Source organism: Azonexus sp. (assembly GCF_049652925.1).
Lineage (GTDB): Bacteria > Pseudomonadota > Gammaproteobacteria > Burkholderiales > Rhodocyclaceae > Azonexus.
In genome coordinates this window covers 68,027-86,863 of record NZ_JBASFI010000021.1, presented here as the reverse complement: position 1 = coordinate 86,863, position 18,837 = coordinate 68,027, and the positions used below count along the sequence as shown (strand labels likewise).

General features: G+C 59.5%; 16 protein-coding genes. 10 read left to right on the top strand and 6 right to left on the bottom strand.

The genetic code is table 11. The features are described 5' to 3' along the window. Positions 1–77: 77 nt before the first annotated feature. The 3 genes from WBK19_RS09990 to WBK19_RS09980 form a co-directional block, all read right to left on the bottom strand. Positions 78–323 (bottom strand): hypothetical protein, encoded by a 246-nt coding sequence (locus WBK19_RS09990; RefSeq protein WP_011288275.1) that lies wholly within the window; start codon positions 321–323, stop codon positions 78–80. 1 nt (position 324) lies between these two features. After that, positions 325–900, bottom strand: coding sequence for a hypothetical protein (locus WBK19_RS09985; protein WP_011288276.1), 576 nt, complete (start codon positions 898–900; stop codon positions 325–327). Positions 901–1,046: 146 nt separating this feature from the next. Further along, entirely contained in the window at positions 1,047–2,405 is a 1,359-nt protein-coding gene (locus WBK19_RS09980) for a hypothetical protein (RefSeq protein ID WP_511289295.1), read from the bottom strand. Positions 2,406–2,896: 491 nt separating this feature from the next. Between WBK19_RS09980 and WBK19_RS09975 the strand changes: the two genes are divergently transcribed. Further along, complete coding sequence (locus tag WBK19_RS09975) at positions 2,897–7,906, top strand: helicase-like domain-containing protein (RefSeq protein ID WP_511289293.1); 5,010 nt, start codon at positions 2,897–2,899, stop codon at positions 7,904–7,906. Positions 7,907–7,954: 48 nt separating this feature from the next. Here WBK19_RS09975 and WBK19_RS09970 read toward each other — a convergent pair whose 3' ends face one another. Next, positions 7,955–9,016 carry a hypothetical protein gene (locus tag WBK19_RS09970; RefSeq protein WP_511289291.1) on the bottom strand — a complete coding sequence of 354 codons (1,062 nt, stop codon included), beginning with the start codon at positions 9,014–9,016 and terminating at the stop codon, positions 7,955–7,957. Between the two features lie 301 nt (positions 9,017–9,317). On the opposite strand from WBK19_RS09970, the gene WBK19_RS09965 reads away from it, so the two are divergent. From WBK19_RS09965 to WBK19_RS09955, 3 genes are all read left to right on the top strand, one after another. Then, entirely contained in the window at positions 9,318–9,779 is a 462-nt protein-coding gene (locus WBK19_RS09965) for a hypothetical protein (RefSeq protein WP_157037212.1), read from the top strand. Continuing rightward, complete coding sequence (locus tag WBK19_RS09960; RefSeq protein WP_511289289.1) at positions 9,776–11,245, top strand: caspase family protein; 1,470 nt, start codon at positions 9,776–9,778, stop codon at positions 11,243–11,245. The genes WBK19_RS09965 and WBK19_RS09960 overlap by 4 nt, the downstream gene beginning before the upstream one ends. Before the next feature lie 627 nt (positions 11,246–11,872). Further along, positions 11,873–12,094 carry a hypothetical protein gene (locus WBK19_RS09955; protein ID WP_041224392.1) on the top strand — a complete coding sequence of 74 codons (222 nt, stop codon included), beginning with the start codon at positions 11,873–11,875 and terminating at the stop codon, positions 12,092–12,094. Here WBK19_RS09955 and WBK19_RS09950 read toward each other — a convergent pair. Next, positions 12,065–12,295 carry a hypothetical protein gene (locus tag WBK19_RS09950; protein ID WP_011288283.1) on the bottom strand — a complete coding sequence of 77 codons (231 nt, stop codon included), beginning with the start codon at positions 12,293–12,295 and terminating at the stop codon, positions 12,065–12,067. The two genes, WBK19_RS09955 and WBK19_RS09950, sit on opposite strands and share 30 nt — an antisense overlap. Positions 12,296–12,425: 130 nt before the next feature. On the opposite strand from WBK19_RS09950, the gene WBK19_RS09945 reads away from it, so the two are divergent. The 6 genes from WBK19_RS09945 (at position 12,426) to WBK19_RS09920 (ending at position 16,043) form a co-directional block, all read left to right on the top strand. Then, positions 12,426–12,941 carry a hypothetical protein gene (locus tag WBK19_RS09945; protein WP_511289287.1) on the top strand — a complete coding sequence of 172 codons (516 nt, stop codon included), beginning with the start codon at positions 12,426–12,428 and terminating at the stop codon, positions 12,939–12,941. Positions 12,942–13,197: 256 nt separating this feature from the next. Then, positions 13,198–13,440 (top strand): hypothetical protein, encoded by a 243-nt coding sequence (locus WBK19_RS09940; RefSeq protein WP_011288285.1) that lies wholly within the window; start codon positions 13,198–13,200, stop codon positions 13,438–13,440. A gap of 112 nt (positions 13,441–13,552) precedes the next feature. Next, positions 13,553–14,224: a hypothetical protein gene (locus tag WBK19_RS09935; protein WP_511289285.1), complete on the top strand. Its 672-nt coding sequence runs from the start codon at positions 13,553–13,555 to the stop codon at positions 14,222–14,224. 328 nt (positions 14,225–14,552) lie between these two features. Further along, on the top strand, positions 14,553–15,134 hold the full coding sequence (gene radC, locus WBK19_RS09930; protein ID WP_011288287.1) for a RadC family protein: 582 nt from the start codon (positions 14,553–14,555) through the stop codon (positions 15,132–15,134). A gap of 271 nt (positions 15,135–15,405) precedes the next feature. Further along, positions 15,406–15,714 carry a DUF5983 family protein gene (locus WBK19_RS09925; RefSeq protein ID WP_011288288.1) on the top strand — a complete coding sequence of 103 codons (309 nt, stop codon included), beginning with the start codon at positions 15,406–15,408 and terminating at the stop codon, positions 15,712–15,714. After that, positions 15,711–16,043, top strand: a complete 333-nt coding sequence (locus WBK19_RS09920) for a hypothetical protein (RefSeq protein WP_011288289.1) — start codon at positions 15,711–15,713, stop codon at positions 16,041–16,043. Before WBK19_RS09925 ends, WBK19_RS09920 begins: the two co-directional genes overlap by 4 nt. Before the next feature lie 216 nt (positions 16,044–16,259). Here the strand turns inward: WBK19_RS09920 and WBK19_RS09915 are convergent, their stop codons facing one another. Then, positions 16,260–18,716, bottom strand: a complete 2,457-nt coding sequence (locus tag WBK19_RS09915; protein WP_511289282.1) for a DNA repair protein — start codon at positions 18,714–18,716, stop codon at positions 16,260–16,262. Positions 18,717–18,837: the final 121 nt, after the last annotated feature.

Sequence of the window (18,837 nt, the reverse complement as noted above, 5' to 3'; positions counted from 1 at the left end):
TCATGCTCTCGCGGGATGGGCGGCCTTCAAGGGCATGCCCGGACCGAAAAACGCCCCCCGCCCCCTCGGGGCACCCGTCAAGTATTGGCTAGCTTGCCTGCGCCCTTGGTCAGTTCCATCATTTCTTCCACCGCCTGCGTGCCCCACTGCAGGCAGTGGGCCAGCGAGTTTTCATCGTGGTGCACGGCGTTCAATTCGCACTGCTTGCCGCTCTCAATCCGATTCCACGCCTGCTGTGCCTTGTCGAGCAGGTGACGGACCTCGATCAGCGCCATGCGCTCCTCCAAGGTAATCCGATCGCGCAGGTTTTTTTCCAGAGGCATATCAGGCGCTCGTCGAGTGGGTGCGGCCAACAAAGCGTTTCAGGCGCCCCATCAACTGCTGGCGATGATCGGGAAACCGCGTGAGGTTCGGGTCGGTGGCATCCTGCTTCCACCAGAGGTTCGCGTAGTCGGAAACGACGCCGTTGTAGCCACACTGCGGCCCATCCTCATCGAACTCGGCGCACAGGCACCGGATCGCTTCGCGGTAGCTCAAGCGGGTGATGGACACCAGCACGGTCGGGTTCCACACCACCCAGACATTGCCGCCGAAGTTGCGCACCGCATCCATGCCTGACTCGGAAAAAAACTCGTCCCACACATCCCGGCTTGTGGCCTTGCTGTCCAGTTGATCCGTCCAGCGGGCATTCGGCGCCAGTCGCACCTCCAGTACGCAACCGCCCGTCTCATACATCCCGAATTCGTAGGCGATGGAAAGTGACTCGCTCAGGCAGATGCCAGTGCCGGTGTAACTGCGGGAGCGCGAACGCCGGAAGCCTTCGCGCAAGATGGTGCGGGCGGCAGTATCGCGGGTGCCGTGGTAGAGCGGGCCGATCAAACGAGTCGCAGAGGTATCCATGCCCCCAGCGTCTCATCCGATCGTTTATTTACAAGACCCAGTCTGAATCAGAACAACTCATCGGATATGGAAAAAATCAGAAACGATAGGCTTTCCCGGCGTACGTGACAGGAGGACCGCATCAATCGGAAAATCACGGAGCCCGATTAGTAGTAGCGGGAAGATCGCATAAGTCCATCGAAGGTTTCGCTATGCCGCTGGTAAAGGCCTTTCGTCAACGCGACGTTCTGGGCTGGCTTCCGCCCAATGGCCGCGCATGTTGCCACGATGTCCCGGTAGACATTCTCGGGAATTGTTTGTGTCCCGGTATAGTTCATGAAGTAGTCAGGCATCTGTGTACTGACCCTGCTCCCTCGCGGGACCATGATGACGCTCGGCTGGTTTCCATGGGCAGCAAAAGTCAGGTACTGCCAACTTGGGTCCGGTACGCCTCGATCCGGCACGGCGTCGATGGAAAGCGCCAGGTCTCCGCCGTGTGTCAAGGCAAGGTAGGCTTCTCGTGCGTGCTTTCCCATCTCGGCAATCAGAATGCACGGCTTGCTTGGCTCGTAATATTCATGCTTGGCTTGGAAACCCAGGATATCCAGCAAGCGGTCGAATTTTTCCGGCGGCAGAGCCTGCTGCCCGGCGATCATCCAACTGATCTCCTTGACGGTGACCTCGATCGAATCGGCGATTGCCTTTTTGCCACCTGGCCAGCATTGGATCATGCTGCTGACCTCCTTGCTTGCCGTGCTATCGAAATACTCCGTAGGCTCCTTAGCAGGGATATCCCCGCTGTTCGGATCGGCCATCGCATCATCCGCATCGCCTGAGAAGAGCCAGTTTCTCAGTTTTGGATCGTTCGATGCGTCCCAGTAGCGCGGGAGGTTTGCCGGGACGTTCATTTGCCAAGCAGAGAGCCAATCCCCCGGTATCCAGTCCATGTTGTCGGGTACGTCGACCTTTGGCTCAACGAACGGAAGTACTTTCCACTGGTTGGCGAGTTCGCGCTGGGCGACCTTGCTGAAATGCTGGCAACGAAAACGGAAAGCCTTGTCTGCGGTTTGGTGGAGTTCATCTAGCGATTTCGGCAAGTAGAACTGAAGTTGCCTGGCGTCCTTCTGTGCGTTTCGCAGTACCGCAGCATGAGACTTATCGTTTGACGCGGCGACATCGATCGCGATGCCCGCGCCCTGAAGCACCTCGATAAAGCCTTGGTCGGCGGCCGCGCAGTTGCGGCTGATTCGCAAACGCTCGGGCTTACCTCGCAGTTCCGGCAGGCAATCCCAGAACTCGGTCAGAACATCGATGATCGGGCGCGGGGCGTCGAGGCGCACAAATCGGACGGCAATATCCGGCAATCCTGGTAAGGAAACGCCGTACATAATCAACGGCGAGAATCCTACTTTTTCGGCCTCGGCCAGCGGTAAACCGTCGGCGGTAAAAATTACGCCACGAGATGGATGCAAAAAGACGTGGCGCGCAGTGGCTAGCGTGAAATTGTGCTCCCTGACGATCGTCATCGTTGCTCCCGATTTCCCTGTTGGATTGTCTTGTCGGGAATTATGACGGAAAAGCCCCTCCAATTAGAGGCGCTTGAGTTTGGCAACTTTCACCGCACTCTTGAGCCCTTACTTACTCGCCGCCAAACTGCAAGTGCTATCCGCGGGCATGGTGTCCGCACAGCCTTCACGGCGAAACCCATCACCCTGAAGCCAGCCTCGCTGGCGCCGCAGTCGTTACCTGCCTGCCATGACGATTCACCGCCGCCCTGTCCGGGGTCCGCACTTCATCCCGAACTGAGACCCATGCCTGCCGACGCCCGTCGACCGGTTCCCTGAACCCAGGCACATCCAATTTGCCCACGCCGTCGACTTCACCTTGAAGTCCGATGCAGTTTCCTCGCGCCTGTCCGTGACCAAACCATCGGTCAACGCCATGCCTTTGCCATCCCACCGGGGAGCACACCTCCCCCGGGAGCGGTGTGTTCCTCATTTTTCTTTGGAGAACACCCATGGCCCGTCGTTCCACTGCGCCTTCCATGTGGCTGCCCGGATTCGATCCGGACGAGCCCGAGCCCCCTACCCTGCCGAAACTGGCAATCCCCATCGTCATTCCGACGGTGGACGCGGCCTTGGCGGAATGCATCGAAGCGACTCAGATCGAGACGCCCGAACCTGCCATAGTTGCCCGCGCCAGTTGGCGCACGACCAGCCAGGTCGTCGAGGCCGCACCACGCATCCTGTGGCCGCGCCTCACCAGTGCCGGCCGGCTCTATCCGGTCGGCGCCGTCGCCAAGTTCGAGGCCAATCTGGTGGCCATCGACACCCTGCAACGGATGGAGAACGAGAACCGCATACACAGTGCGGAAGAGCGCCAGGCCCTCCTGCGCTACACCGGCTGGGGCGGTCTGCCGGCGAGTTTCAACCTGGATACGGACGAGCCCGCTTGGGCCGAACGCGCCCGACGGTTGCAGGACCTGCTGCCAGCCGAGGATTACGCCTCTGGGCGGGCCTCCGTGAACAACAGCCACTACACCGAGATTCACGTGATCGAGGCCATGTGGCAGGCAATACATCGATTCGGCTTCAGCGGCGGCCGCGTGCTCGAACCCGCTGCCGGCATCGGCCATTTCATCGGCACCATGCCGGAGGATTTGGCCGGGTGCAGCACCGTCACCGCCATCGAGATCGACCGCCTTTCGGGTCGCATCCTCCAGGCGCTCTATGCCTCCGGCGGCGCGGACGTGCGGATCGCTCCCTTCGAGAAAACGCCGCTGCCCGAGAACTGGTTTGATCTGGTGATCGGCAACGTTCCTTTCGGCAAGTACCAGGTCGCCGACCAGAGCAACCGGGCCTATGCCCACTACAACATCCACAACTATTTTCTCGGGCGCGCTATCGACCTGGTACGCCCCGGTGGGCTGGTCTGCCTAATCACCAGCAGCCACACGATGGAGTCCCGGCAAGAGACGGTACGCCAGTATCTCGCCAGCCAGGCCCATCTGCTGGGGGCCATCCGGTTACCGAAAGGTGCCTTCGCCGGCATCGCCGCCACCGAGGTGCAGACCGACATCCTGTTCCTGCGCAAGCGGCAACGCTCGGAGACGGTCGAAGCCGAGTGGCTGGACATCACCGCGGTGCCGAACGAATTGAGGCACCCTTTGGCACCGCCGAATCGCTACCTGCCGATCAACGAATGGTACATGCGGCACCCCGAGTTCTGCATCGGTCGCATCCGTAGCGAGAGCAACGGCTACGAGGAAGTCCCGATGGCAGTTTTCGAGGGCGACCTGGAAGCGGCCCTGCGCGAGCGCATCGCCTTGCTGCCCACCGGCGTCTTCGAGCCGGTTAAGCACGCAACGGCACCGCTACGTGTCGTGGTGCCGGCCGAAGCCGGTGCCCGTCCCGGTAGCTTCCGTCTGCATCAAGGGCGGGTGCATCGGGTCGAAGGTGGCGAACTGGTCGATGTCCATGACCAACTCAATGCCACGCAGCGGGGCCGGATCACCGGCATGTGCGCGATCCGCGACCATGCCCGGACCCTGCTTGATGCGCAACTGGAGGACGAGAACAATGGTCGTCTGGGTCACCAGCGGGCCATGCTCAACGGCACCTACGACCGCTTCGTCGCCAAGTACGGCTGCCTGACGGCCCGGGCCAACGCGCTGGCATTTCGGCGCGACCCGGACTATCCGCTGCTGCTGTCCCTGGAGCACTACGATGAGGAATCGGGCACGGCGCGCAAGGCGGCGCTGTTCTCCCAGCGCACATTGAGCCGCGTAGTCGAACCCGATCGTGCAGGCGAACCGAGCGAGGCACTGGCCGCCTCGGTGCAGTGGCGAGGCCGGGTCGATCCGGCCTACATGGCCGGGCTGCTGGAAGCACCGGAAGCCGAAGTCATGGCTATGCTTGCCAGCGCCGGCCACATTTTCCTGGACCCGATGGATGGGGACTGGAAGACCGCCGACGACTACCTGTCGGGAAACGTGAAAACGAAGCTCAAACAGGCGGCGCTGTCGGGACCGGCGTATCGGCGCAATGTCGAGGCGCTGGAACGGGTACAGCCCGAGGATCTGCCGCCGGCGGCCATCGAGCCGCGCCTGGGCGCGGTGTGGGTTCCGGCCCATGACGTCGAGACTTTCGTCCAGGAAGTGCTGGAACTGAAGGACTGCCAAGTGGGCTACTCGGCCGAGGCTGGTGCCTGGTCGGTGAAGTACAGCGAGTGGGAAGCCCGGCAGAACGTCAAGGTAACCCAGGAATTCGGCACCTCGCGCATGAACGCCATCGAACTGGTGCAGTGCGCGCTGAACGTCCAGGTGCCTACGGTGCGCGACCGCGACCCGGAGACCGACAAGTACTACGTCAATGCCGACGAAACCTTGGCCGCCCGGGAAAAACTGGGCCTGGTCAAAGAACGTTTTGCAACCTGGGCCTTTTCGGAGACTGAACGCCGCGAGCGCTTGTGCCGCATCTACAACGATCTGTTCAATGCGACGCGGCCGCGCCACTTCGAAGGTTCGCACCTGAAGTTGCCGGGTTTCTCCCGCTGCTTCGATCTGCATCCGCACCAACCGGATGCCGTTTGGCGCATCGTGCAGTCCGGAAATACCGGCCTCTTTCACGTGGTCGGTGCCGGCAAGACGGCGGTCTGCGTCATTGCCAGCATGGAACTGCGCCGTCTGGGGTTCGCCAACAAGCCTTGCCATGTGGTGCCTAATCACATGCTGGCCCAATACACCGCGGAGTTCGTCCGGCTCTACCCGAACGCCTCGGTGTTGATGGCAAGCAAGGAAGACCTGGAGGGCGATCGCCGGCGCGAGTTGGTGTCACGCATCGCCACGGGCGATTGGGATGCGGTGGCCATAACCCACTCGAGCTTCGAGCGCATCAAGTTGTCGCCGCAATTCACCGAGGGCTACATCAAGGAGATCATCCATGAAATAGAAATGGCGGTACGCGCCGAGAAGAGCAACGACCGGTCGAACCGGATCGTCAAGCAACTCGAGGCGATGAAGAAAAGCTGGCAGGTCCGGCTGGAAAAGCTGTCCGCCGACAGCAAGAAGGACGATCTGCTGACCTGGGAGCAACTGGGCATCGACTGGCTGTTCGTTGATGAAGCCCACTTGCACAAGAACCTCTACCGGTTCACCAAGATGACCCGGGTGGCAGGCCTGCCGCTGACCAGTTCGGAGCGCGCCTTCGACCTCTTCCTGAAGACGCGCTACACCATGCAGCGCCACGGCAATGCGCAGCGCGGCGTGGTGTTCGCGACGGCAACACCGGTGGCCAACACCATGGCCGAAGTCCACACGATGATGCGCTACCTGCAGCCCAAGCGGCTGGAGGAACTTGGGCTACAACAGTTCGATGCCTGGGCGGCGACCTTCGGGGAGAGCGTGACGGCGCTGGAAATCGCGCCGGACGGTAGCGGTTACCGCATGCACACGCGCTTCGCACGTTTTATCAACGTGCCCGAACTGATGGCGGTGTTCGGCGAAGTGGCCGACATCCGCACGGCGGAAATGCTGGACCTGCCGGTGCCAAAGTTGCGTGGCGGCAAGCCGCGAGTCGTCGCCTGCCCGGCCAGCCCGTCGTTGAAGGCCTTCGTGCAGACCCTGGTGTTGCGCGCCGAGGCGATCCGCAACGGCGAGGTCGATCCGAAGGACGACAACATGCTGGCGGTGACCACCGACGGCCGCAAGGCCGCGCTGGATTTCCGGCTGGTGGCACCGACGGCGCGCTTCGACGAGAACGGCAAGGTCGCCGCCTGCGTGCGGGAAGTCCATGCCATCTGGCAGCGCACGATGGATTTCCGCGGTGCGCAGTTGGTATTCTGCGACTTGTCGTCCCCCAAGGGCGGCAAGACGTTCAGCGTCTACGACGACTTGCGGGCGCGGCTCATGGCAGCGGGCATTCCCGAGAAGGAAATCGCCTTCGTCCATGACGCCGAGAGCGATGCTCAGAAGGCTGCGCTGTTCAAGGCGGTCCGGGAAGGCCGGGTGCGGGTGCTGTTGGGCTCCACCGCCAAGATGGGGGTGGGCACCAACGTGCAGACGCGCCTCGTGGCCCTGCATCACCTGGATGCCCCGTGGCGTCCCTGCGATGTTGAGCAACGCGAGGGCCGCATCCTGCGCCAGGGCAACCTGAGCGAGGAAGTGGAAATCTTCCGCTACGTCACCCAGCAAAGCTTCGACAGCTACTCATGGCAGACGCTGGAAACCAAGGCACGCTTCATCGCTCAAGTCATGGCCGGCGACAAGGGAATCCGTTCGCTGGAAGATGTAGAACTGACGGCCCTGTCCTACGCCGAGGTGAAAGCCTTGGCCTCGGGCAATCCATTGGTGATCGAGAAAGCCGGTGTAGACGCGGAGGTAGCCAAGTTCTCGACGCTGTTCTCGGTGTGGCGCAACCAGCGCTTTGCCAATGAGGGCGAGGTGAGCCGGTTGCCGATTATGATCGAGGCGCTGGAAAACAAGATCGCGCTCTATGCACAGGATTTGGAACGAGTTGAAACCCCAACCTTCCAGGGCCTCGCCCTGGAACTCGGCCGCCGGCGGATTGTCGGCGCCGATGCCGTGGGCGAGGCGCTGCGCGGCCTGGTGAAGTCCGCGAAGGACGAAGTGCAGACGGCAAACCGCCCGATCGAACGCGTCGTCGGCCGCTTCGGCGGCTTCGATCTCGGTGTGCGAGCCACCCGGAGCGGTGAAGTGCCCAATCTCTACTTGTCCGGGCACTGCCTTTACCAGGCCGATCCCTATCAAACGGGTCCGGCTCTCGTCGCCGCCCTGCTTGGTGCTTTGGAATCGATAGCCAAGCACCACACCGATGCCGGGACACTGTTGGCAACCCGGCAAAAGAGGCTGGAGGATCTTCGGTTGGAACTGACCCGCCCCTTCGAGTATGAAGGCCGCCTGACCGATCTATTGATTCGGCAGCGCGAACTGCTCAGGCAACTCGACCTGGACAAAGATGAGGCGGGCATCGGGAAAATCGACACCGAAGATCTGCGGCAAACTGCTTGATTAACCTTACCCCCACGGTCGAAAGACTGTGGGGATTTTCTTTGGGTATCAATGCGGCTTCGAGTGCGACTCCGCTTCTTCAACCAACGTCTTGATCGCTTTGAGGTCAGCCAATACAAACCCATAAGTGAAACTTGAATCGACCTGATTCTTTTTCGATTTGCTGAGGTTCCGATGAACATGGTCGGGACCATATTCGACCGCATGGTGATTGGCTGAGTCAATCCGCGAGATTGGCTTTCCATTTGGATCTTGAATCATGTAGGCATAATCATCCAGTGCATCCTGTCTGAGAATGATGCGAAACCCGGTTCGTCGAACCGCAGTAATTGTCTTCTCGTCGACCTTCTCGATGTCACACTCAAGCTCGTTTTGAACCGCAAGGCAAGACATGGCCAATGTCTCGTTCGTATGTTTGACGAGTTTCATGTTAGAGAAGAACGGGGCGGGAACGCCCATTCTCTTTGCGATGTATTCGATGAGCGATGCGTGATCTCGGGCTTCATCCTCGTGCTGCTTGCACAAGCGGAGTCCGATTATCAAACCACTTGCACCGATAAGCGTCCCCGTCGACATATAGTCGGTTTCCTCTCCGCATATCAAGCAACCATCCGTAGCAAGCCACATGCCCTTTTCAACCCCCGTATTTTCGACCCGTCCTGCGACAAGACCCCGAAACGCTTTGCTCTTGGCCTCCCAGCTTTCGTGCCAACGGTGGTAGCGGCTCGCGTACTCCCTATCTTCGATAAGTTCCGAGAATTTTGCTGTATTGACAACAGGTAGTTTGAATCCATGGCGCTCAAGGAAGAGGCCCAACCGACCAATTTCATCGAGAAGGTGCGATTTCATGAAGTAAATTCTGGGCGTCGGAAAATTCTCGGCGACCGAATAAAGCGCATTGAAATGACAAGTACCGCCTTCAACAAACATATGCGCTGAGTCTGCGCCTTTCATCATCCGCAGCAAATCTTCCGGGGAGTCCATGTCGATGGCCGTCACAGGCATCTTTGGTGACAGCAGATTTACTGCAATACCTTTCACACAAATATCCGTTTGCTTACCATCCAATCCCTGTGCATAGCAAAGCTGCATCAATTGTTTGATCGTCATTTGGTGAAACCGAAGTCCTATATGTTGTTGACCAATTTCTTTCTCTTACCGGCGCCACAAGGCTTGAAAAGAAAGCTGATAACTCAATTTGCATGACCGTTGAGCCAATGACGTTAACGTAACCAATGAGGTTCTCGTTGACATCTTCAGGCCATATCGGTAGCCCCAGTCACCTCAGTGCATTCGTCGCCCTACCTCAATGAAATAACTGAAGTAACAAAATCCGGATTTCCCTTAATCGGACTGGCTCTCACCGATGTCGCTGGGCTATAGTTCTGCGCTTTCATGCTCGACCAGAATCATGGACACCATCGACGGAATCTCAGTCAGCGCCCCCCTCTTCCTCATCAGCGCCATGCAGCTATGCAACCTCTGCGGCAAGGAGAACATGGTCGCCGCCTTGGCCACCAATAATCTTTCCGCCAAGGAAGAGCAGGAGGAAGATGGGTTCCTGTTGAGCTACGTGGAGGAACTGCCAGCGGGATTGCTTGGTGAAATCCTCAAGCATCATCCGAATTTTGTCATTCGTCACAGCATGACTGCCGGCGACTCGTATTTCATGACGGTTTGTGAATGTGGCGGCCACTACGGGGACCACTACGTTCACAAGCAGTTACTCAACCAGGCTTTCCATGCGCCGGACGAGATCACGGTACAAGAACTGCCACTCGCCGGGACCTGGGTGATCCCCTGCGCTTACAGCCAAAGCATCTCGGTCGGTGAATTGCTGGATCTGGCGGAAATTCGGACTGCGAACTCATGAGTCGGCGGCTAACCGCCCTCGTCATCGGCAACGGCGCCTACGAGGATGCCAGCGAACTCGAAAACCCCGTCAACGACGCCGAGGATGTTGCCGCAAAGCTCGAGGCTTGTGGCTTCTCGGTGATCAAAGAAATCGACTGCACAGCCGCGGCAATGGACCGAGCCCTCAAGCGATTCAAGGGAGAACTGCCAGACAACGATGTCGGCCTTTTCTTCTTTGCCGGGCATGGCATGCAGATCGAAGGCGAGAACTATCTGGCGGCGGTGGACACCGATACCGCCGGGGAAGTTGAGGCCAAATACTCTTCGCTGCCCTTGAACCGGGTCATCGAAACCATGGAAAAGGCGGCAACGTCGACCAGCATCACCATCCTGGATGCCTGTCGCGACAATCCGTTCGAACGGGCCTGGCATCGTTCGGCGGCAACCCGCGGCCTGGCCCCCGTGTATGCCCCCAAAGGGACCTTGATCGCCTATGCCACTTCGCCAGGCCAAACCGCCAGCGATGGGCACGGACGCAATGGGGCGTATACCGCTGCATTACTTCAACATATTGCCACTCCCGACTGTTCGATCGAGAACATGTTCAAGCGGGTCCGCAACACGCTCAGTGCCGCCACACATGGAAAACAGATTTCTTGGGAGCATACCTCGCTATCCGGCGAGTTCTACTTCAACCTGAGCCTTGGGGCTCGCATTGACGACTACTCCGACAGCGCGCTCAGCGACGGCCTGTTCGTGCCCGACGAAGCCAAAGCATCTCATCGGATTATCAAGGCTCTGAAAAGCCTGACTTGGCCAGTGCAGAATCCGGCTATTGACGGGTTCTTGTCCGATATCGCCAACAAGGCGTCGCTGGACTCTCTCTTCGTTCTCGGGCGGAACATCTATCAGGCGGCATGCGGCGGATCGAACAGTGCCATTGCCTACCTGAGCGACTTCGCCGCCCGGACCCAGGCGGCGAAACCCGAGAAACGAAAAGCGCTACTGGACGGCATGCTGTTCGAGGTCTTCTTCGACCCCAAGGCAAAACTCCGAAAAGACTTCAAGGCCCGCAGGTTCGAGGATCTATTCGCCCTCCAGCAGCATAAAAACCTCTCGTCCAGCTTTGACTTTATCACCGAATGTCTGCTTCCCGAGGCCGGCCGTTTCTACTCGACCCCTGGCAGAAAACACCCTGTGGTGGTTGATGTCGCGACGACTCCCGATAGTGCTGCCAATACGTATCGACTTAAGTCAATCCATTGCGGCGGTACTAGCATCATGTGGTTGGAGGATGAGGACTACGCAGTCGAACCGGGGGAAATCCCGAATGCCGAAAAGATGACCATCGCCAAGTTTGAGGCGCGACTGGCCGAACAAATGGTGGTTCCTTCCCATTTACTGACCATCAATTACCTTTCGTTCGACAAACAGGCTCATGAACGCATCCTTTTCCCCTATGGCTGGACGGTTCGGAAACGATAATCCCGAGTAAAAGCGATCTCAGCGCCGGGCGCTTGCAGGTGGCAAAAGGCTAGGCAGGCTTGAGCCAAGGACGAAAACAGCGCAATACTGTAAGGGCTTTCTGCGGACATCGTGTCTGCACAGCCTTCATCGGCAACTCTGCTTGCCCTGAAGTCCGGCCTCGCTGGCGTCGCAGTCGTCACCTGCCTTCTGAATACCCGACTACCGTCGGGACCGGCCGTTTACTTGGCCGAGAGTCATGTTCAGCCTTCGGGCCGAATGTTGTGTTTCGCCGCCGTTCGACCTTCGGGTTGATCTGCATTGACCCAAGGCACTCGTAGGCCGTCATCCTGCACATGCCACCAGGCATGTCCTGAGCCGCTCTGCCGATCCGGGCGGAGCATCCCGAACGGGGAACCCCAAGTTCCCCGCCAGGGACAGGTGTTCCCTTTCATTCCCGAAGGAGAACACCATGTTCGCAACCCCTGTGACCCAAACGTCGCGCCCAGTTGCTGTGCTGTTAGGTGGTTCCGGGCATGCCCGGCCTGCCATACGCACACCGGCCATCCCGGCGTTGTTGAAGCCGCTGCCGATCATCCCCGGACGGTCCGGCGGCGCTTCCGAGCCTCATGCGATGGGAGCCTGATCATGCCGATCAGCCTCTACCGCCGACGCATTGCCGCCACCGTGATTCAACTGGCCAAGGACGATCCATCCCTGGTCAAGGAGGTCATCGCCCGCTTGCGAGAGTCGGGCGAGATCGAAGCCGACGATCTGGTCTATCTGGACCGGATTGCCGACCGCTGGATCAAGATTGCCGAGGAGAACAGCAAGGCTGTATCAGCGTACCCGCGTCAAGCGTGCGGGTAACTGGATGCCTTTGGCCTTAGCCAGTTCCGCAGCGATTTTTTCCAGCAGATTCGGACGTTCGTCGTTCAGCGTGTCGGCCCACCGGGTCAATGCCTGTTCGATGTCGTCCGGTGTTCGCGCCCCATCGAAGTCGAGTCCGAGTTTTCGGAAATCCTCGATTTCGTCGGGCGTGAACCGTAGTACGTCGCCTGCACGCAGCATGGTGTTGGCACCTCTTGTCTCGTGTGGGCATTCAGCTTAACAGCGCCACATGTCCGTGCAACCCCGGGGAGTCTACCGCTTCCCCGACCGGGGACAGGTGTTCCCTCTGTTCACCTTTGGAGATAACACCATGTCAATCGAGAAGTCCCGTCCTCGTCCGCGGCGCGCCAGCCTCGAATCCGAGGAAGAACGTGCTTGGGTTGGTTTCTACCAGCGCGTCGGCCGGGATCCGGCCATCGCTAGCGAAGTTCTGGCCCAGTTGGAGTCCGATCCTGAAATGAAGCGCAGCCATCTGGCGCTCTACCTGTGCTGCCGGGAATCCCTGCGCCAGCACAAGGCCCGCCAAACGCGCCACAAACGGATCGGTCAGTTCGTCCGCTGGCTGTGCGTCGGGCTGTTCATCCAGCCACTGCGCGGTCTGCAGAAGTTGTGGTTTCACGGTAGCGACATCGCCGCCGAATGCCTGCCCGGGGTAGCCAAAGAACCGGCCATCGCCCAAGTTCGCCGCCTGGCTCGGGAAGCCGAGTTCCAAACGGCGCGCACAGCCTTCAACCAACGGACGGCTGCATCAGCGGCCGAACAAGTACCCGCATCCACTGAAACTCAGGCTGCGCCCAGCGCAAAAACAACGCGCACGGCTGCCTGACCCGAGAAGCACTGGACCCATATCGTCCCGGCCTGCAACGCGATAGCAGTTGCAGTCGCATCTTGATCGCCGAACGCCCACGCCCGCTTCATCGAGCGGCACGTGCAGCGCTCGTCCCGATCCCACCCTATCCATTAAATGCCCGTAAGCACCGGCAAGACGAACGCACCTGCCGCGAAATCTGCTCGCCACGCTTTCACCCCCCCGCCCGCCGTCTTGCCCTGCATGCCGGCCTTTTTAAGCAAGGAATCCATTGATGAGAACCATTACTGAAATCCTGAATGCCATCGAAGCACATGCCGAATGCGCCATCGCCCAAGAACTTCTCCGCATGAAAAAAGAAGTCCGGCAACTGCGTCCTTCCCTGTGCCCTGATGATCAGGAGCACGCCAACGCCCTGCTGTTGAAGTTGGATCGTCTGGTATCTGAACAGATGGTCGTCATTTCCGATGACGCAGCCCAGGAAGAACGCTTCCAACCGGCCGCCCAAGCAGCCTGAGACGCGGCTGACGTATCGGCTGCCAATTCAACAGACAGCCGACTACCCAGTACCCCGTGGGGCTCACACCCTGTGGGGAACGGGCGCCACGGGTTTTTGAAAGGAACCCGAGATGAACAAGGTCAGCATTAATGCCGAACAACAACTCTATGTGATCGATTGCGGCGAGGGCTACTCCTGCTTCGGCTTTGCCAACGCCCGCGATCATGCCGATCAGATCGCCAGAAAACTGAACCGATCAGACCTGGCCTTCACGGACGAGGACTATGCCACCCTCGCTGGCTACGAGAGGTATTGCCATGCCGTCCAGGCCTGGAGCGAATCGCCGCTGACGCGCACAACCTACTTCGATCCAGGCACCGATGCCCGGGCCGCCAAGGTTATCGAGTCCTGTCGGACTCACGAACGAAAGATCCGTCTGATTCTGGGCGACACGCTTACCGGCGAACCCTGGCTGGAAGAGCACGATGTCGTCGGCCGGATTGGCCGCTCGATCGGAACCCTGAAAGTCCCACTTCTGATTGAGCCTGGCGAACAGGGCGGCAGCGCCATTCTGTGTGCTTGCATCCTGGCTATCGTTGACTGGGCATCCGGCAACTTCCTGTACCGCCATGACGCTTATCGGGAAGCCGAGTTGAGCATCAAGCCATCAGCCAATGCCGAACGTCCCTGGGACGTACTCCGGCGCGAAGAAGTCGTCGCCAGTTTCCGGGATATCGGCCAGGCCGGCGCCTACCTCGCCTTCATGTGCGGCGCGACGATCGAGCCGCGCGTCTTCCGCTGACGTCGCCAAAGCAAGGCTATGGGGCATAGTTTTCGCACGACACCCTCATCGATAACGCTATACATAATCGACCGGAATCCGACCGGCTTGCGCATGGCGTCCCTACCAGCCCATTGAAGCCCAGAACCCGATGCGAGAAACTAGCCAAGCCTAAATACATTCCATTGTGGAATGCCACCCGGTTTTTGGCCGGCGTCGCAGTCGATACCTGCCTCATTCGTCTTGCCGACTGTCATTTGTACATTAGTCCACACCATCATCCCACGCGGGGACCTCGTCCCCGTCGGGATCGGCGTTCCCGCTTTTCCCATTTGTAGAGGAGAACGCCATGAATATGTCTATCCTATCCCGCGCCGACCTCGTCCGCGAATTACTCGCGCCCACAGTTTGCGCATCGAGTGCCCTACCCTTGCATGTCAGCGATGCCGTTGCCAACATGGGCATGGGCAACCTGCCCGAAACTGAGTTGGCCCACCGCCTGGACGTGGCGCGCGAACTGCTGTTGCGCGACTTGCGCGAGCAGATGTGCGACAGCCCGGTGATGGCCTCACCGCAAGTTCTGCGCGACTGGTTACGTCTGCACTGCGCTGGCCTGCAGCATGAGGTGTTCCTGGTGATTTATCTGGATGCCCACCATCGCCTGATCGAGGCTGAAGAACTATTCCGGGGAACCCTGACCCAGACCTCCGTCTATCCCCGGGAAGTGGTCAAGGGAGCGCTGACCCGAAATGCTGCAGCGCTGGCCCTGGCCCACAATCATCCCTCGGGCGAAGCCGAGCCCTCGCGGGCCGATGAACTGCTGACGCAAACCCTGAAATCGGCACTGAGCCTGGTGGACGTGCGGATCATCGACCATTTCATCGTGGCCGGTGACAAAGTCGTTTCGTTTGCCGAACTTGGGTTGATCTAGCGTCATGAGTCGCCCGCTTTCCGTGCTGAGCCCGATCTGGATGTGCTTCTCTGAGGCAACCGGGTCGGACTTCAATAATTGCTTTGTGAAGGGGAAGAATCAATGACTTCCACTTCATATTGCCCGCTTTGCGCAGGTGATGGCGTCCCCCTGGGGACGCTCGGATACCTGCGTTGGTTCCGTTGCCGCGACTGCGGCATGACTTACCACCGTCAAACTGGCCAGCACTCGAAGACCAGGTCGACACGCTCTAAAAAAGGAGGAGACCCGCATGGAAAACACTTCCGTGACATGCCTGAGAACACAGGCTGAACCCCTGGCCGCAATTTCGCTCTTGCATCTGAGTTCGAACACGCGCCTGAAACTGGCCGACAACGACCTGTCGGTCAACGCCTATCCAACCGACTGCGGCGGCATCCTCTACGTCGGTGCGCCGCGCCACAGCATCCCGATCGAAACCGACCTGGCCGCGATTTTCGAGGTCGCCGAGTTGGCCGGCATCGTCTGGCTGAAATTCGACAGCGAAGCAGCCGTAATTGACGGCCTGCCGATTTTCGAAATGCCGGAACTGGCCTCATGAGTCGGCATCACATCCGGCTCATGCACGAGGGCCGAGCCGTATTGGTGGTGGCCGGCTATGACCGGCCCCTAGGCGAACTATTCCTGCAGGTATTTCGCTGTCGGGAGAACTTGTTCGCCGGCGAGGACGAGATTGTTTACGACAGTCTCCATGAGCCAGGCCTCGACTGGACAAACATTGACACGCTAACTGAGAAACTTGGCAACCTCGAAATCTGTGTACCCAATGAGATGATCGAAGCGGTGTATTTGGATCAACGTTTCAATGCAGGCAACATCGTAGTAGGGCACCACGTCGACCAAACGGCGGACGAGAAGAGAGCCGACTGAGGAGGCGACTATCGAGCAGCTCCATTGGGGGGCGTTGGGCCGACAGGCTGACGCCCTGCTTTTTCCAACATTTACCCGATCCAATCTGACACTTATATCTCCTGACTTTCACAGAACTTCGATTAACTGATGATTATTCTGGTGAAGAATTAACACCCAGCCGATAAAATGCTTAAAACGAACACACAGATAAAATTGGACTGCGGAGAGGATTGTTCATGCTGGCATCTGTGTGCAGACTTCCAAATTGATCACGACATCAGCCATGGCGGTCAGTTCCGGCGTCTGGGAGACAAAGAACTCTCGCTGATAGCCCCCCAGACAAAGCACCGCCCGCTTCATCGCCATGAACATTCGCTTGTGCTCGGGGTCCAGCGGCCCATCGGCTTCGTCCGAGAACAGGGTGCCATAACAGCGTCCGGTGTTCTGGGCGAGATACAGTGCCACTGCCCGGATCAGGCACTCATTGATCCACACCCGTTCGCCACCGCTCATCAGGCTGACGCTTTTGCTTTCGCCAGTGTCGCCGTCGTGCACCTGAATATCGAAACCTTCCTTCTGTTCGCCCTTGACGGTCTCCACCTGCGTCAAGATGGAGAGCGTGAAACGGGAACCGTAGGAAGCAAGCAGCAGATCGTTGGCCAGTCCCGCCAAGGCCGGTCCGGCATCATCAATGGCCAGGGCAATCAAGCCATCATTGCTCATGCACTTGGCAAACAAGGTCCATTTACCCAACTCGGATTGGACCTTGGCGACACGGCTCGTCACCTGGGCCCGGCGGGTAGCCAAAGCTGCTGCCTGCTGCGCCAAGGCCGCGAAGTTTTCGGCGTCCCGCACGGCGCTCAGGTAATTCTGTTCGGCGGCAGCGACTAACTGCGCAGCTTCTTCCATGTTCCTGCGCGACTCGCTCAGACGCTGCTCGTCATAGCATGGAGGCAAGGTCGCCAACACCTGCTTGAGCCGGTCCAGCGTGGCGCGGTAGTGCTTGGCCTGTTGTTCGTGTTGGGCTGCAATCGCCTGCCGTGCGGCACCAATTTGTTGGCGCTCGGCCAACTCATCCGGTGTTTCCGCCTCTTGCTGGCAGAACGATGTTTCGCCGTCCTGCGCAGCCAACTCCGCCTCAATCTCGGCGAGTGCGCTCTTCGCCCGGGCCTGTTCTCCCGCCATGGCTGCCAGTACCGCATACCGCGAGCCTCTCACGTCGGCCACCTCGGCACGATGTTCAGCCCACGCTAGCTTCTGGGGCGCGGCAGCAATCCCTTCATACTGCCCGCCAAGCGCCGCCAATTCCCCTTGTGCCGCTGCCTTTTGGTCTGCCAGGCGCTTGATGGCGGCCTGAGCACTGGGAATCAGAGCCTGTGCTTCCCGCGCATCCGCCAAGAGCTGGCATTGCCCCTGTAGGTCGCTACCGGCACAAGGCACCACCCCGGCAAGGCCGAAGCGCCGCGCCAATTCTTCGGCTTTGAGCGCCGCCTGCCCAGCCTCGCGCTCGATCCCTGATAATTTCTGCAGGATCAGGCGCTCGGAAGCTTTGCACTGGGTCAGGTGCTGGGTCTGCTGGCGCCAGTGGGCGACCTGAGCCCGGTGCAGCGACAGGGCGTGTTCGGCCATGGGCAGACGGGCCTTGGCATGCTGCACGGTCGATGTACTGGCCAACACCTTGAGGCATTGGTGGCGCCGATTGTGCAAAGCCTGCCGGCGATTGAGGTCCTGGGTAAGGCGTTGCGCGATACGCTGCTCCAGTCGCTCCAGGCGCTGAGCCTCGCCCTGCTCCTGGCCCTTCAAGGCTTCTATGGCCTCGGTACCAGCCTGAATCACCGCGCTGCATTCGCCCTGAAGCTGCGTCCGACGCAGCTCAACACTCAGTGACTGCTCTCGTTCGGCCGCCAATTGCGCATGCTGACTTCGGGCCGCTTCCAGAGTCGCCAGAGCCCCTTGGCGTGCCGCCAGACTCTGGGCGACGCGTCCCGTAGCGCCCTCAAGCCGTCGCAAATCTCCGGCGATGCGTTGCGCATCATCATCCAGTCCGGACTGCTCCTGCCGAATTACCGCCAGACCAAGTTTGAGTAGCCGCGCCGTTTCGGCTGCTTTCTGGCCCAGCGCCCGGATTTCCTCCTGCCCCAACAGATCAGCCAACAACGTCTTGATCTCGGTAGTGCGATAGGCACTCAACTGCCGTTTTCCCTGAGCGGAAAACACCGACGTGAAGAAGGTGTCGGCATTGCCGCAGATCGCCTCGACACAGCGGGTATAGGTCTCCATCTTGCCGTCCGCAACGGTGCCATCTTCCAATGCCATGGGTTTCCACGCACCGTCGTCAGAAAGTGCAAACAGGAATGCTTCGGTCTTGCGCCGGCCGTTGAGGCGGATCACCACCTGCGAACGGTAGGTTCGGCCAGCGTGAGACCACACCAAGTCCTTCTCGTTTTCCGGGAGGCAGACGTGATCGTAATAGGAGAAGCTACCCGGACCCGCCGTCGCCGCACGCGAGGGCATGGTGAGATAGGGGTGCATATTCTCCATCACCGTTGTCTTGCCGCGTCCGTTAGGACCGGCAATGGCGACCAGTTCGGCACCGTCGGCCAGTTGCTCGAAATTCAGGGAGAGGACATCGCGTCCCAGACCGGCGCGGATACCGCGAAAGCCTTTAAGCGTAAGTGAAAGCGGTTGCATGCCGGCTTTTCCCAGGAAGATGACAGCAACCAATATCCGCCAGTGCTTCCCGACTTCAACCCCGACTGGCAGCTGCCAGTTCCGACAAAGACTCCTTTGGTCCTTGTACCATCGCTGATTA

What these genes read in the sequence shown, in the direction of transcription:
- WBK19_RS09950 (WP_011288283.1), bottom strand. Translation starts at nt 12,295, where the DNA reads ATGCTGCGTGCAGGCGACGTACTACGGTTCACGCCCGACGAAATCGAG.
- WBK19_RS09925 (WP_011288288.1), top strand. Translation starts at nt 15,406, where the DNA reads ATGGAAAACACTTCCGTGACATGCCTGAGAACACAGGCTGAACCCCTG.
- WBK19_RS09980 (WP_511289295.1), bottom strand. Translation starts at nt 2,405, where the DNA reads ATGACGATCGTCAGGGAGCACAATTTCACGCTAGCCACTGCGCGCCAC.
- WBK19_RS09975 (WP_511289293.1), top strand. Translation starts at nt 2,897, where the DNA reads ATGGCCCGTCGTTCCACTGCGCCTTCCATGTGGCTGCCCGGATTCGAT.
- WBK19_RS09965 (WP_157037212.1), top strand. Translation starts at nt 9,318, where the DNA reads ATGGACACCATCGACGGAATCTCAGTCAGCGCCCCCCTCTTCCTCATC.
- WBK19_RS09955 (WP_041224392.1), top strand. Translation starts at nt 11,873, where the DNA reads ATGCCGATCAGCCTCTACCGCCGACGCATTGCCGCCACCGTGATTCAA.
- WBK19_RS09970 (WP_511289291.1), bottom strand. Translation starts at nt 9,016, where the DNA reads ATGACGATCAAACAATTGATGCAGCTTTGCTATGCACAGGGATTGGAT.
- radC (WP_011288287.1), top strand. Translation starts at nt 14,553, where the DNA reads ATGAATATGTCTATCCTATCCCGCGCCGACCTCGTCCGCGAATTACTC.
- WBK19_RS09945 (WP_511289287.1), top strand. Translation starts at nt 12,426, where the DNA reads ATGTCAATCGAGAAGTCCCGTCCTCGTCCGCGGCGCGCCAGCCTCGAA.
- WBK19_RS09940 (WP_011288285.1), top strand. Translation starts at nt 13,198, where the DNA reads ATGAGAACCATTACTGAAATCCTGAATGCCATCGAAGCACATGCCGAA.
- WBK19_RS09960 (WP_511289289.1), top strand. Translation starts at nt 9,776, where the DNA reads ATGAGTCGGCGGCTAACCGCCCTCGTCATCGGCAACGGCGCCTACGAG.
- WBK19_RS09920 (WP_011288289.1), top strand. Translation starts at nt 15,711, where the DNA reads ATGAGTCGGCATCACATCCGGCTCATGCACGAGGGCCGAGCCGTATTG.
- WBK19_RS09985 (WP_011288276.1), bottom strand. Translation starts at nt 900, where the DNA reads ATGGATACCTCTGCGACTCGTTTGATCGGCCCGCTCTACCACGGCACC.
- WBK19_RS09915 (WP_511289282.1), bottom strand. Translation starts at nt 18,716, where the DNA reads ATGCAACCGCTTTCACTTACGCTTAAAGGCTTTCGCGGTATCCGCGCC.
- WBK19_RS09990 (WP_011288275.1), bottom strand. Translation starts at nt 323, where the DNA reads ATGCCTCTGGAAAAAAACCTGCGCGATCGGATTACCTTGGAGGAGCGC.
- WBK19_RS09935 (WP_511289285.1), top strand. Translation starts at nt 13,553, where the DNA reads ATGAACAAGGTCAGCATTAATGCCGAACAACAACTCTATGTGATCGAT.